The 13308-nt window shown below is 65.0% G+C and carries 12 protein-coding genes; 6 read left to right on the top strand and 6 right to left on the bottom strand.

Translation table 11 applies throughout. The annotated features are described in order from the left end of the window. Positions 1–123 precede the first annotated feature (123 nt). The 3 genes from QGV55_RS02985 (at position 124) to QGV55_RS02975 (ending at position 2881) form a co-directional block, all read left to right on the top strand. The gene (locus QGV55_RS02985) at positions 124–999 is read left to right on the top strand and encodes a transglutaminase family protein (protein WP_348637659.1); all 876 of its coding nucleotides are present in this window, start codon (positions 124–126) and stop codon (positions 997–999) included. Between the two features lie 434 nt (positions 1000–1433). Continuing rightward, complete coding sequence (locus QGV55_RS02980; protein WP_281018351.1) at positions 1434–1838, top strand: hypothetical protein; 405 nt, start codon at positions 1434–1436, stop codon at positions 1836–1838. Beyond that, positions 1835–2881 (top strand): phosphotransferase family protein, encoded by a 1047-nt coding sequence (locus QGV55_RS02975; RefSeq protein ID WP_281018352.1) that lies wholly within the window; start codon positions 1835–1837, stop codon positions 2879–2881. Before QGV55_RS02980 ends, QGV55_RS02975 begins: the two co-directional genes overlap by 4 nt. A 19-nt stretch (positions 2882–2900) precedes the next feature. Here QGV55_RS02975 and QGV55_RS02970 read toward each other — a convergent pair whose 3' ends face one another. The 6 genes from QGV55_RS02970 to QGV55_RS02945 all read right to left on the bottom strand — a co-directional run bounded on the left by QGV55_RS02970 (position 2901) and on the right by QGV55_RS02945 (position 9033). After that, positions 2901–3839, bottom strand: a complete 939-nt coding sequence (locus QGV55_RS02970; protein WP_281018353.1) for a hypothetical protein — start codon at positions 3837–3839, stop codon at positions 2901–2903. After that, positions 3832–5475 (bottom strand): AMP-binding protein, encoded by a 1644-nt coding sequence (locus QGV55_RS02965; RefSeq protein WP_281018354.1) that lies wholly within the window; start codon positions 5473–5475, stop codon positions 3832–3834. Before QGV55_RS02965 ends, QGV55_RS02970 begins: the two co-directional genes overlap by 8 nt. A gap of 95 nt (positions 5476–5570) precedes the next feature. After that, positions 5571–6635, bottom strand: a complete 1065-nt coding sequence (locus QGV55_RS02960; protein ID WP_281018355.1) for a branched-chain amino acid ABC transporter permease — start codon at positions 6633–6635, stop codon at positions 5571–5573. Position 6636: 1 nt separating this feature from the next. Then, positions 6637–7554: a branched-chain amino acid ABC transporter permease gene (locus tag QGV55_RS02955; protein WP_281018356.1), complete on the bottom strand. Its 918-nt coding sequence runs from the start codon at positions 7552–7554 to the stop codon at positions 6637–6639. Then, entirely contained in the window at positions 7554–8291 is a 738-nt protein-coding gene (locus QGV55_RS02950) for an ABC transporter ATP-binding protein (protein ID WP_281018357.1), read from the bottom strand. The genes QGV55_RS02955 and QGV55_RS02950 overlap by 1 nt, the downstream gene beginning before the upstream one ends. 4 nt (positions 8292–8295) lie before the next feature. Further along, complete coding sequence (locus QGV55_RS02945; protein ID WP_281018358.1) at positions 8296–9033, bottom strand: ABC transporter ATP-binding protein; 738 nt, start codon at positions 9031–9033, stop codon at positions 8296–8298. A gap of 410 nt (positions 9034–9443) precedes the next feature. On the opposite strand from QGV55_RS02945, the gene QGV55_RS02940 reads away from it, so the two are divergent. The 3 genes from QGV55_RS02940 (at position 9444) to QGV55_RS02930 (ending at position 13284) form a co-directional block, all read left to right on the top strand. Next, a complete protein-coding gene (locus QGV55_RS02940; RefSeq protein ID WP_281018359.1) occupies positions 9444–10664 on the top strand; it encodes an ABC transporter substrate-binding protein in 1221 nt (406 codons plus the stop codon). A gap of 81 nt (positions 10665–10745) precedes the next feature. Beyond that, positions 10746–11501 carry an SDR family NAD(P)-dependent oxidoreductase gene (locus QGV55_RS02935; protein ID WP_281018360.1) on the top strand — a complete coding sequence of 252 codons (756 nt, stop codon included), beginning with the start codon at positions 10746–10748 and terminating at the stop codon, positions 11499–11501. Positions 11502–11514: 13 nt separating this feature from the next. Continuing rightward, positions 11515–13284, top strand: coding sequence for a hydantoinase B/oxoprolinase family protein (locus QGV55_RS02930; protein ID WP_281018361.1), 1770 nt, complete (start codon positions 11515–11517; stop codon positions 13282–13284). Positions 13285–13308: the final 24 nt, after the last annotated feature.

The following is a 13308-nucleotide window of genomic DNA, read 5'->3' as shown; positions in this document are numbered from 1 at the left end:
GCCGAGCGACCAGACTTCGTGCCGAGAGGAAACTGCCATGACCTACTGTCCGCGCATCCCTGACGTGGAGCGGACCCGCATGGTCGGCTGCCGCGGAACCGGTGTCCCCGGTGACCGACCGTGATCTCCCCGGTGCTGAAGGTCCATCATCGCACCAGCTATCGCTATCACCGGCCCGTCGATTTTGGTCCGCACCGGCTGATGTTGCGGCCGAGGGAAAGCCGCACCCTGCGGCTGCTCTCCCATGAACTGCAGATCTCGCCCGCCGCCAGCGTCGCATGGTCGAACGATGTGTCGGGGAACGCCATCGCGACAGCGACGTTCGGCCAGCCCGGCGACACCCTGGTTGTCGACAGCCTTGCCGAACTGACACTGGAGGCCGAGGAATGGCCTGTCTTCGACATCGCGGCATCCGCTTCAAGCTACCCCTTCCTGCTCGGCGATGACGAGATGACCGATCTCGGTGCCTTGCGGCTGCAGGCCTATCTCGATCCTGCCGGACGGCTGCGGGACTGGGCGCAGGGCTTCGTCCCCGGGCCGCGGGCGGACACCCTTTCCCTGCTGAGGGCCATCAGCGACGGTGTTGCCGGGCAGACGACCTATGAGGAGCGCGAGGACGACGCCGCGCAGTCGCCGGTCGAGACCCTGGAACGCGGCAGGGGGTCGTGCCGCGACTTCGCGGTGCTGTTCGCGGATGCCGTGCGCAGCCTCGGCTTCGGCGCGCGGATCGTCTCCGGATACCTGCATGATCCCGCGCGCAACGCCATCGGCTCCGCCGGCGCGGGTTCCACACATGCCTGGACCGAGGTCTACATCCCCGGCGCCGGCTGGGTCATGTTCGACCCGACGAACCGCAGCGTCGGCGGCTTCAATCTGATTCCGGTCGCCGTGGGGCGCCACATCAGCCAGACAATGCCGGTCTCCGGCAGCTTCACCGGCGACGCCGACGCATTCGAATCACTGGATGTCGCCGTGACCGTCAGACGGTCGGCAGCCTAGCCACAGGCCCCGCAGGCATCCCGGACAAAGGCGTGTTCCCTGACCGCAAATCCAGGCCTGCGCATCCCTAGACGAGGCTGTCCGTCAGGCGGGGAGCGGCGGGGCTAGGAGGTCATCGCGAAACTGCCGACTGAAGCAGGAATCTCGGCACCGCCGCACCAACAGCAACGACGGACACCGCCCGTTGGCGTGATTTCCCCGGCAGAAAGCCCTTTGCACACCCCGGTCGATTGAACACTATCGGCATGGGGAGGAACCTGCCGTGAGCCGTTTAAACAGCTTTTTCCGTGACCGGTGCGCCACATGAGCATCGACGTCGGGAATTTCCACAACCGCAGCCACGATCCACGCCGGAACCGCAGGGCCGTCGGCGGCAGGGTCCTGACATTGAGGCTGCATGCCGTGCGGGCCGCAGATACTGCGGGAGGCGCGCAATGAACCGTGCGGACCTGCTGACCGGCATGGCCGAACTGCTGAAGGGTGAGATCGCCCCGGCGGTGAGTGATGCCTACCCGAAGACCCAGGCCTATCTCGGCGCGGTCGTGCTGCAGAAGATCGCGGCGGAACTGCGACTGGCGGAGGCTCACGGTCAGGCGCAGGCGGCCGAACGCGAGACCCTGCTGGCCGATCTCGATCCCGAACTGCGCGGCGCACCGGATGCCGTGACCACGGCCTACGCAGCGCTGCGCACCGGCGGCGACGCGGAACTCTGTGCCTTCATCCGGACCCTCTACGCCAATCGCGACGGACTGGGCCGGGACCGCTTCGATGCCTTGCTGGGCAGGGTGCGACAGGACCTGCGGCGCAGCATCGACAGGCGCATGGAGATCGCGTCATGAGCGGGAGACTGCCAGCCGACCAGGTGCCCGACACCATCCGCGACTATCTGGTATCGAAGCTGCCCGGCGCACGGGACATGGCCTTGTCCGACTGGCAGCAGATGGCCGTTGGCTGGTCGCACGAGACCTGGCTGTTCGACGCAACCTGGACCGAGGGCGGGGAAACGCGGCAGCGCGGTTTCTGCCTCCGCCGCGATCCCGGCAATGCACTGCTGCGCGACCTGTCCGACCTGGGCGACCAGTTCCGGGTGCTGCAGTGCCTGGCCGACACCGACCTGCCGACGCCGCGCGCCTACTTCTACGAGGATGTGCCGAATGTCCTCGGCGCGCCTTTCCTGGTGATGGAGAAGGTCCCCGGCCACTGCCCGAACCCCTGGGGACGCGAGGGACGGAAGTACTATGCGGAGGCCGCCGGGCGCGGGGTGCTGCCGCAGAGTTTCACGGACGCGCTGGCGACCCTGCACATGGTCGACTGGCAGGCGGCGGGGCTGGATTTCCTTGGCGTGCCGGAGGCCGGCACGAACGCGTTTGCGCTGGGCGAGATCGCCAAGTGGAAGGGCATGATCGCGGAGTCCGGCCACGGACCGGAGCCGGTGCTGACCGACCTGATCTGCTGGCTTGAAGCCAACGCACCGGTGACGGAGCGGCTCACACTGGTTCACGGGGCCTACCGCACCGGCAACCTGCTGATCGATGATGATCGCGTCTCCGCCGTGCTCGACTGGGAACTGCAGGTGATCGGCGACCCGATGTACGATGTCGCCTACATGTTGAGTGACCTGAACCGGGAAGACAGCGACCTGCTGTCCAACCTGGTACCGCGGGACATGTTCTTCGAACGCTACGAGGCCGCGACCGGCATCCGCATCGACGAGGATGCCTGCCGTTATTACCAGCTGCTCTACGCCATGCGCTCCGCCGCCTTCTGGATGAGCGCCTCCGGCCTTTATCGCGACGGCCTCAGCAGCGACATCCGCCTTGCCAGAACGGAATGGTCGATCCCGGTGGTGCTGGAAAGGGCAGCCCGCGACCTCGGCTACTGAGCAACGTGCGGGATTGGCGTCAGCCGCGCTTCAGCCGCTCGAAATGGTGCATGGGCCACATGTCCTGCTCCTCCCCCCAGGCAATGCCGTCGCTTCCACAGTCCCAGCGCACCAGGCTGTTGATGTCGATGAAGGTATGGCGGTTGATGATGATCCGGCTGACCGGCTCCCCGCGCGCGACGAGATTGCGGCCTTCCTGATCCGTCAGGTTCATCTCGATCGAGGTCATGCAGCCCGTCTCCGGGTCGCGCGTGCCGGTGCGGCTGCCGCTGGCAAGGGAAACCGTCCTGCCATCGCGACGCAGGAAGCCGTAGGCCGCTGTTTCGGCTTCCGCGCTGATATTGGTCACCGCCAGGAAGCCGGTATCGGGATCGGCCATGCCGGTGATGTAGCCCGCTCGGCGGGGCCGGTTCTCCGGTCTGCGCCCCCAGGTCCGGTCGCGCATGCCGTAGCAGTCGACGGCAATGCGTTCGCCCTTCAGCACGATATGGCCGTGCACCCGTCCGAACTGGTCGAAATGATGCGCCGAACCGAAGGTCGAACCGGTGGCCGTCAGCGGTTCCGGCGGCATCACCCCGTCGAACCGCAGGTCCGCCGAAAGCAGCCCGCGACCATTGTCGTCATAGCTCAGCGCATATGACATGCAGGGTTCGATCATGCGCATGCCGACACCGGTCGGCAGCCGGATGTCGGTCAGGTCCTGATCCTTCGGGATCGGCAGCGCCGTGTAATTGGCAGAGAACGGCACTTCCCACGGCAGATGCGCGGTCCCGTCCCAGATCCACGCCCCGCCGGAGACAATGCCGATGTTCGGTCGCGCCATGGTGTAGAACCAGCCGCCGAGCTGGCGTTCCGGAACGTGGAACGAGAACCAGGCGGTCTCCGTCGCCCACCAGTCATCGTCCATCTGGTCGAAGTGCCAGCCATCGTCGGCGGGCGTGAAACCGCGCTCATCCATTCTCGTCCTCCGTCAGGTACATCTCTCTCAGCCGGAACTTCTGGATCTTGCCGCTGGGCGTGCGCGGGAAGGCGTCGATCACCTCCAGCCGCTCCGGCAGGTAGTTGCGCGCCAGCTTGTGTCCCTGCAGCCAGTCGACCAGATCCGCCAGCACCAGCGACGCGCCCGCCACCAGCGTGACCACGGCACAGCCCCGCTCCCCCAGTCTCGGGTCCGGCAGGCCGATCACGGCAGCGTCCACGATGTCCGGGTGGCGGTAGAGCAGGTTCTCCACCTCCACCACGGGCACGTTCTCGCCGCCGCGGATGATGATGTCGCGGGACCGGCCTGTGATGCGGATATAGCCTTCCGTGTCCATCCGGGCATTGTCCCCGGTCTCGAACCAGAGGTCCTGGTCGACCAGATAGGCCTCGGGCCGGTTGAAGTAACCGACGAACATGGTCGGCCCGCGCGACTGCAGCCGGCCCTCGGTACCCGGCGGCACCAGCAGGCCCGCGTCATCGACCACGCGCACGGCCTGATGCGGGATCGCCCTGCCGTCGGTCTCGAAGACCTTCTCCTCCGGGTCGCCGGGATAGGTCGCGGTGACGATGCCGTTCTCGGTCATGCCCCAGGCGCTCATGACATAGAGGTTCGGATGCCGCGCCGCCGCATCCCGCAGCAGCACGCGCGGGATCGGCGCCCCCGCACAGAGGAACAGCCGCAGGCTGGAGACGTCGAAGTCCCCGACCGCCGGGTCATGCACCAGATCGCTGAGGAAGGGCGTGGCGGCAACGGTGATGGTGCAGCCTTCTGCCGCGATCAGGCTGGCGGCGACACCCGGGTCCCAGACGTCCTGCACGACACTCTTCACCCCCCGCGCCAGGGTCATGACGCAGGCGTACATGAAGCCGGTCTGGTGCGCCATGGGCGAGCCCATGTAGACCACGTCCCGTGTCGTCATGCCGAACAGTTCCCACGCCAGCCTCACCTTGGCCAGCAGCGTGTTGGGCGTGTGCATGACACCCTTCGGCTCCCCGGTGGTGCCGGAGGTGTACATCAGTTCCGTCACGTCGTTCGCGCCGGGGCGCGGGGGCAGCGGCAGGTCTTCGCCGGCGGGCGCATCGCGCAGCAGCACTGTCGCGAAATCGCTGTCCGGGTCGGGGCCATCGACCACCAGCACATGTGCCAGGTCCGGCAGGTCGCCCCGGATCTCGTCGATCATCGCCGGATAGTCGAAGCCCCGGAATGTGGCCGGGATCACCAGCAGCTTCGTCTTCGGAAAGCCCAGCATGAAGCGCAGCTCGCGCTGGCGGAAGATCGGCATCAGCGGGTTGATGGCCGCACCGATCCGGGCACAGGCGGGGTAGAGCACGAAGTAGTGCCACCAGCCGGGCAGTTGGGCGGCAACGACATCACCGGGACCGATCCCCAGCGCCAGCAGTGCCCGGGCGGCCCGGTCGGAGAGTCGTTTCAGGTCACCGAAGGTCAGGCTGGTGCGCTGGCCGTCGGCGGCCCGGTGACAGACCACCGCCACCGCATCCGGCCGCGCCGCCGCGATCCGGTCGAAATGATCGACAATCAGTTCCTCACCCCAGAGCCCGGCCCCGGTCAACTGCCGCAACCGTTCCGCCGGAATGACCGGATCAAGCGCCATCCGTTTCCTCCCCGAAGGGAAGCCTAGCAGCCCCTCAGGCGCGATGCGAACGACTTGCGACGGTCAGCCGCCGCCGACCGTACCGGAAACAGGTCCTACGACTGGCGGTGCGTTACCTCGGTGACGGCGACCTTGGGCTTGAAGGGCCAGTAGATCTCCGAGTTCCGGGTAAAGCCGGAGGGGCGGAAGATCAGGATCAGCAGCAGGATGATACCCAGCCCCACCTCCGCCGAACTGGCCGGCAGGCTGATGCTGGTCTCGCCGAGGCTGAAGCCCTTCTCCGCCTTGCGCAGCAGTTCGATCACGAAGGAGAGGACGATGGTGCCGACAACAGCGCCGGAAAGGCTCTGCATGCCGCCGACCACCAGCATCGACAGCGTGATGAAGGTCATAGGCAGATAGAAGGTATCCACCGTCAGCAGTCCCAGGAAGTGGCCGTAAAGACCGCCCGCCATGCCGACGAAGAAGGCGCTGAGGGTGAAGGAGATCACCCGTTCCCCGGTCACGTTGACGCCTGCGGCCTTGGCCGCGACCTCATCCTCACGGCTCGCCCTGAGCGCCAGGCCGAACTTGGAGCGGGAATAGACGAAGGCCCCGATCATGGCGACGATGCAGAACCAGAACGCCACCCAGGGGGTCGTCGTGACCGGTATCCCGACCAGCGAACTCTGGCCCGCCGTCCAGGTGCTCCATTGCAGGTAGAGGGAATAGAAGCTCATGAACAGCGCGAAGGTGCCGATGGAGGCCGCGATGCCGGAGAGCCGCATCATGGCCAGGCCTGAAATGAAGGCCGCGATGGCCGCGATCAGGCCACCGATGATCGTCGCGATCAGCCAGTGGTGCGAGTTGGCCAGCAGATAGGCCGGCAGACCGGGAATGAAGATGTCCTTGGTCATCGGATCCATGGTCTGCCAGGCCGTGGCGTAGGCACCGATCATCATGAAGCCGATGTGGCCGAAGGAGATCAGCCCGGAATTGCCGATGAAGATGTAGAGGCCGATGACGACCACCAGCCGGATCAGTCCCTCCGTCAGGGACTGGCTGACGATCCGGTCTCCGAAGGACTGGATGACGACGACCACCAGCAGCAGCCCGACGGACAGGATGATCAGTGGCCAGACTTCGCGGACCATGTGGCCCAGAGGTGATTTCGGCTCCATCTCAGACACGCTCCCTGGACGCACGGGACATGACCAGACCCTGCGGCCTGACCAGAAGAATGAAGATCACGATGGCGAAGACGAACACGTCCCGGAACACCCGCATCTCCGACGGCAGGAAGGTCTGCAGCAGGATACTGACCGCACCGACGGCAAAGCCGCCGACCACGGCCCCGACCAGACTGCCCATCCCCCCGATCACCGTGGCGATGAAGGCGAACAGCATCAGCGAGACACCCATGCGGAAATCCAGGATACCGGTCTGCACCACGAACAGCATGGAGACGGCGGCGGCCAGCATGCCGCTGATCGCGACCGCCAGCATGATCACGCGATTGGCCTCGATCCCCAGCATCCGCGCCATCCGGAAGTCCTCCGCCGCGGCACGCATGTGAACACCGTATTTCGTCTTGGTCAGGAACAGTACCAGCACCACCATCAGCACCAGCGTCACGCCGATGATGATCAGCTGCAGCTTCGGCACCTCCACCCCGGGCATCAGTTCCACGCCCAGGCTCAGGTCCGACCAGATGCCGACCGCCTTCGGGCGGCCGCCATAGATCATGATCAGGATGTTCTGGATGACGAAGCCGAGCGCGAATGACCCGATCATCAGGGTCGCGGGTGAAGCGTTCCGCAGGGGCCGGAAGACGAGGAATTCCGCGATCAGCGCCAGGATGACGACAACTACCACGATGCAGGGGATCAGGATCAGCGGGTGGAAGTCGCCGATCAGCAGCGTCGCCTGGGTCGCGGCGGACGGTACGATCAACGCGTAGGCACCCACCGTGATGAAGTCACCATGGGCGAAGTTGATCAGTTTCAGCACCCCGAACAGCAACCCGATACCAAGTGCGGCCAGGGCATACAGGCTGCCGAGGCTGAGTGCATTCATCAGAACCTGAAGTGCGAACGCCATCAGATCATCACCTCCCCTTCATGGTCATCAGAGAAGCCGAAATAGGCCTTGTGGACTGCCTTGCCGTCCTGCAGGTCGGCTGCCTTGCCGCCCAGCTGGATGGAGCCGTTGCGCAGGACGTAGAGGGAGTCCGCAGCCTTCAGCGCGCGTTCCGAACTCTGCTCGACGATCAGCAATGTCAGCCCGCGCTTCTCGCGCAGGTCGATCAGCACCTCGTAGACCCGGTCGACGATCTTGGGCGCGAGGCCGAGAGACGGTTCGTCAATGGTCATGAAGCGCGGGTTGGTCATCAGCGCGCGACCGATGGCCAGCATCTGCTGCTCCCCGCCGGAAAGCTTGCCGGCGGACTGCTTGCGACGTTCCCCCAGGATCGGAAAGGTCTCCAGCACCCGGTCATAGTCGCGCTTCATCTCGGCCTTGTCGCTGCGGGTGGCCGTGCCGACCTGAAGATTCTCCTCAACCGAGAGCGACGTGAAGATGTGTCGTCCCTCCGGCACCTGGGAGATGCCCATGCGGGCCACTTCCTCGGGTCGGGTGCCGTGGATGGGGGTGCCATCGAAGATGATGCTGCCCGCGGTCGGGGTCAGGACACTGGAGATGGCCAGCAGGGTGGTCGACTTGCCCGCCCCGTTGGGGCCGACGATACAGGCGATCTCGCCTTCCCTGATCGAGAGATCGACACCGCGCAGTGCGGTGAGCCGTCCGTAGCGGACTTCGAGGTCCTTGACTTCAAGCATCGCCTTACCCCTTGCCCAGATAGGCTTCGATCACCGCCGGGTTCTTCTGAACCTCCCCCGGGGTGCCGCGCGCGATGGTCCTGCCGCTGTCGAGCACGTGGATCCGTTCACAGACCCCCATGACGACGCGCATGTTGTGTTCGATCAGCACGATGCCGCAGCCGAATTCGTCCCGTACGCGCTGCACCAGCTTCATCAGGTCATCGCATTCCAGATCGGACATGCCGGCGGCGGGTTCGTCGAGCAGCATGAACTTCGGCGACTGGATCAGGGCGCGGGCGATACCGACGCGCCGTTCATCGGTGTAGGGCAGAGCGCCGGCCAGCACGTTGGCGCGGTCGGAAAGGCCGATCCAGTCGAGCAGCTTGGTGGCTTCCTTGTGCGCCGCGGCGCGACGCAGGCCCATGCCGACGCCGGCAACCTCGACATTCTCCACCACGCTCATCTCGCGGAACAGCCGACCCGCCTGGAACGTGCGGGACACGCCCATGCGACGCAGCTGGTGAGCATTGACCTTGCGGACCGAGGTACCATCCAGCAGGACATCCCCGACAGTCGGTTCCTGAAATCCGGTCATCGTGTTGACCAGCGTTGTCTTGCCCGCGCCATTCGGACCGATGAGCCCGAGGATCTCACCTGGTGTTACGGTCTCGTTCACCTGATCGATGGCTGTCAGCCCCTCGAATCTGATGGTGACGTCGCGTACTTCCAGCGTGGAACTGCTGTCTCCGCCCTGTTGCACCAATAGCCCCTCCGCGATTGCAGAAATGTCCGGGAACGATGTGTTTCACCGCATCGATGCTGCGACGTTAGACGCGATGTTGCGGCGCGGCAAGATAACCACCGCTGCCTGCACCCTGTCGCGACCCATGGCGAAGCGCTGGAATCCCGCGGGTTCTGCGGGCTTGCGAGCCGCTGAAACGTCCCAAACCTCAGGTGCGGTGCGCCATACATCTCAGTTTTGTGCACATGGGTCCAAGCTATCCCCCCTGCCCGGTGGTTGCCAGTTTCCCGATATGTCGTAGCATGTTTCCAGCGTGACGCCGTTCTGTTGCAGCGCAACAAGAACCCGGTCCGATGTCAGGAGGCGACATCGGTCAGGTTCAATGCTCGACGGAAGGGCGCGCGAACATGACAGGAGGTTTTTGTCGAATGAGAAAGCTAGCAACATCTGCCATCGGCGCGGTCGCGGCGCTGGGTCTCGCCGCCGGTGCGACCGTGGCGAACGCCGCTGATGACGAAGTCGTCGTCGGCTTCGCGGCGTCCTATTCCGGCTGGATGCAGGCCTACAGCCAGCCATCCACCAATGCGGCGCTGATCGCCATCGATGACATCAACGCCAAGGGCGGCATCCTCGGCAAGAAGATCACCTACGTCATGGCCGACGCCAAGACCGACCGTGTCGAAGGTGCCAAGGCCGGTCAGGAAGTCCTGAACGAGGGCGCGCAGATGGTCGCCGTCGACTGTGACTACGACTTCGGTGCTCCGGCGGCGCTGGCTGCGAAGAACGCCAACAAGATCGCGATCTTCCTCTGTGCGGAAAGCGTGCTGGCGGGCATCCAGGGTGTCGGCAAGAACGCCTTCTCCTCGTCCGTTCTCGCGGGCGTGCAGGGTGCGACGATCGCCGAGTGGGGTGCGCAGAACAAGGGCTGGAAGACGGCCTACATCCTGCTGGACACCACCATCGAGTACAACAAGGGCATCTGCTACGGCTTTGACTGGATGTGGCGTGAGAAGCTGGGGCTGGAGATCCTCGGTCATGATGTCTACCAGAACGGCGATGCCTCCATTGCGGCCCAGATCACCCGCATCAAGAGCCTGCCGACGCAGCCCGACATCATCATCAACTGCTCCTACATCCCGGGTGGCGCCAGTGCGCTTCGCCAGATCCGGGCAGCCGGGATCACCTCGGCCCTGGCCGGTGGCAGCTCCATGAGCGGCACCTACTGGCTTGACTCCGTTCCGAACCTGACCGGCCACTATGTGACCGAGCAGGCGTCGATCTACGGTGACGATCCGCGCCCGGCTGTTGAGGAGTTCAACAAGAAGTACGAAGCCCGCTTCGGCGAGCGTCCGAACAGCCAGTACACCTATCCCGGTTACCTGGTGGTCGAGATGTGGGCCCGTGCCGTCGAGAAGGCCGGTACCTTCGACACCGATGCCGTGATTGCCGCCATGGAAACCTTCCGTGAGGAGCCGTTCCTGATCGGAACGCGGACGTTCACGAACATCCTGCACCATCAGGATCGTGCGCCGTACCTGATCGTGGAAACGACCAATGGCAAGCCTGCCGTGGCCGCTGACTTCACCATCTCGGAACCTGTTCCGCTGGATGTGCTGTTCGGCAAGCGCTACTCCTACATCGCACGGTGATCTACCCCTTGCGATGAAACGACCCGAGCCCCGTTCCGGCCACCACCGGGACGGGGCTCCCTTTTTTCCAGGAGCCCTTCCATGCGACTTGCAGGCCGAATTGCAGCCGTGACCGGCGGATCCCAGGGGATCGGGGCCGAGATCGCTCTGGCGATGGCCGCTGAAGGGGCTGCCGTGGCGGTCATCAACCGCCGGAACCGCGAAACCGCCGACGAGATCGTGGCCCGGATCAGGGCCGACGGTGGCACAGCGGAAGCGTTTCAGGCAGACGTGAGCCAGGTCGCGGAGATCGAAAGGCTGCATGCGGACATCACCGCGCGCCTCGGTCCCGTCGACATTCTCGTCAACAATGCCGGCATCTTCCAGCCATGTCCCATCGAGGACGTGGACGAGGCGAACTGGGACAGCCAGCTCGACACCAACCTGAAGAGCGCCTTCTTCCTGACCAAGGTCTGCGTGCCGCACATGAAGCAGCAGCACTGGGGCCGGATCATCAATGTCAGTTCCATCGCCGGGATCGGCGGCTTCCCGGAATCGGCGGCCTACTGCGCCTCCAAGGGCGGGATGAACAATCTGACCAAGTCCCTTTGCCTGGAACTCGCGCCGCACGGCATCAACGTGAATGTCCTGGCCCCCGGCAACATCGTGACCCCTTTGAACGCCGAACTGCGCGCGGATGCCGAATGGTCCGCGAAGGTGCGCGACCGCACCCCGTCAGGGGACGATTTCCTGCCCGCCGCCGACATGGCCGGCGCGGCAATATTCCTGGCCTCGGAAGAAGCCAGATCGGTTCACGGCGTGATCCTGCCCGTCGATGGTGGCTGGCGCGCCTGGTAAGGGAGTAGTGAAAATGGCTGACAGTGCGACTTCGAAGCAGATCGACGGCGTTCAGCTTGCGATTCTGAACAACCGGCTGGAGGGAATCGCGCGCAAGATGGCGAACACGCTGCTGCGCACGGGCCGTTCGGGCGTTCTGAACATCGCCCGCGACTTCTCCTGCTGCATCATCACTGCCGACGACCGGCTGCTGGCGACGGCGGAAAGCCTGCCGATCCATGTGCTGAGTGGCCCGGACCTGATGGCGCGGTCGATCAAGGAGTTTCATCCGACGCTGAAGAAGGGCGACGCGTTCCTGCACAATTCGCCCTACCACGGCTGCTCCCACCCCGCCGATCACACCCTGATCGTGCCGGTGATCGATGATGATGGCGTGCATCACTTCACCGTGCTGGCGAAGGCGCATCAGGCCGACTGCGGCAATTCCCAGCCCACCACCTACATGGGCAATGCGCGCGACGTCTATGAGGAAGGCGCGCTGATCTTCCCCGGCGTGAAGATCCAGGAGAACTACGAGAACATCGGTGACATGATCCGCATGTGCATGCTGCGCATCCGGGTGCCGGAGCAGTGGTGGGGTGACTATCTGGCCATGGTCGGCGCCGCCCGCATCGGGGAGCGGGAACTGCTTTCCCTGGCCGACGAGATCGGCTGGGACACGCTGCATGACTTCACGGGCCAGTGGTTCGACTACACCGAGAATCGGATGGTCAACGCCATCGCGAAGATGCCCAGCGGCAAGACATCGTGGACCAGCCGTCATGACCCGGTCCCCGGCACGCCGGAAGACGGCATCCCCATCAACGTCACGGTCAATGTGGACGCGAGCGCGGGTCGGATCGCGGTGGACCTGACCGACAACATGGATGCGCTGCCCTGCGGCCTGAACCTGTCGGAGGCCTGTGCCCGCACGGCGGCGATGATCGGCGTGTTCAATTCCATCGATCCGTCAGTGCCGAAGAATGACGGTGCGTTCCGACGCATCGACATTCACCTGAAGAAGAACGCGATCTGCGGCATTCCGGAGCATCCGACAAGCTGTTCCGTCGCCACCACGAATGTGGCCGACCGGGTGGCCAACTCGGTTCAGGCAGCGATCGCGGAGCTGGAGGAAGGCTTCGGCATGGCCGAATCCGGCGCCATCCTGCCCGCCTCCGTCGGCGTCGTGTCGGGCTATGATCCGAAGCTGAAGGAACGCTACGTCAACCAGCTCTTCCTGGCCATGACCGGCGGCGCGGCAGCACCCGGCACCGATGCCTGGATCACGCTGGGCCACGTCGGCAATGCCGGACTCTGCTATCAGGACAGCATCGAACTGGACGAGATGCGTCATCCGATGCTGGTCAAGACACGCCGCTTCATCACCGACTCCGAGGGCGCGGGGAAGCAGAAGGGCGGCCCCGGCATGCTGGTCGAGTACGGCCCGACCCGTGGCAACATGGAAGTGGCCTTTGTTTCCGACGGTACCCACAATCCGGCCCAGGGTGTGCGCGGCGCCGGTCGCGGCGGCAGTGCCTTCCAGGGCATCCGCGGCACGAACGGGGAGATCACGCCGACCGCGAACAGCGATGTCGTCACCCTGCATGAGGGAGAGACCATCGTCTCGCACTGCTGCGGTGGCGGAGGCTACGGTGATCCGGCGGAACGCGAACCGGCACGGATCGAGAAGGACGTGCGCGAAGGCTGGATCAGCCGCGAGCGCGCCCGCGATGTCTATCGCGTCGCCCTGACCGATGCGGGAGAGGTCGACATGGCGGCGACAACGGCACTGCGCGGCGGCTGAGGCCACCTGCCTCCGGTCCGCATC

This window comes from Minwuia sp. IMCC3009 (assembly GCF_029909415.1).
GTDB lineage: Bacteria > Pseudomonadota > Alphaproteobacteria > Minwuiales > Minwuiaceae > Minwuia.
Note: the sequence above shows the minus strand (reverse complement) of the source record. Positions and strands in the feature narration are given on the sequence as shown.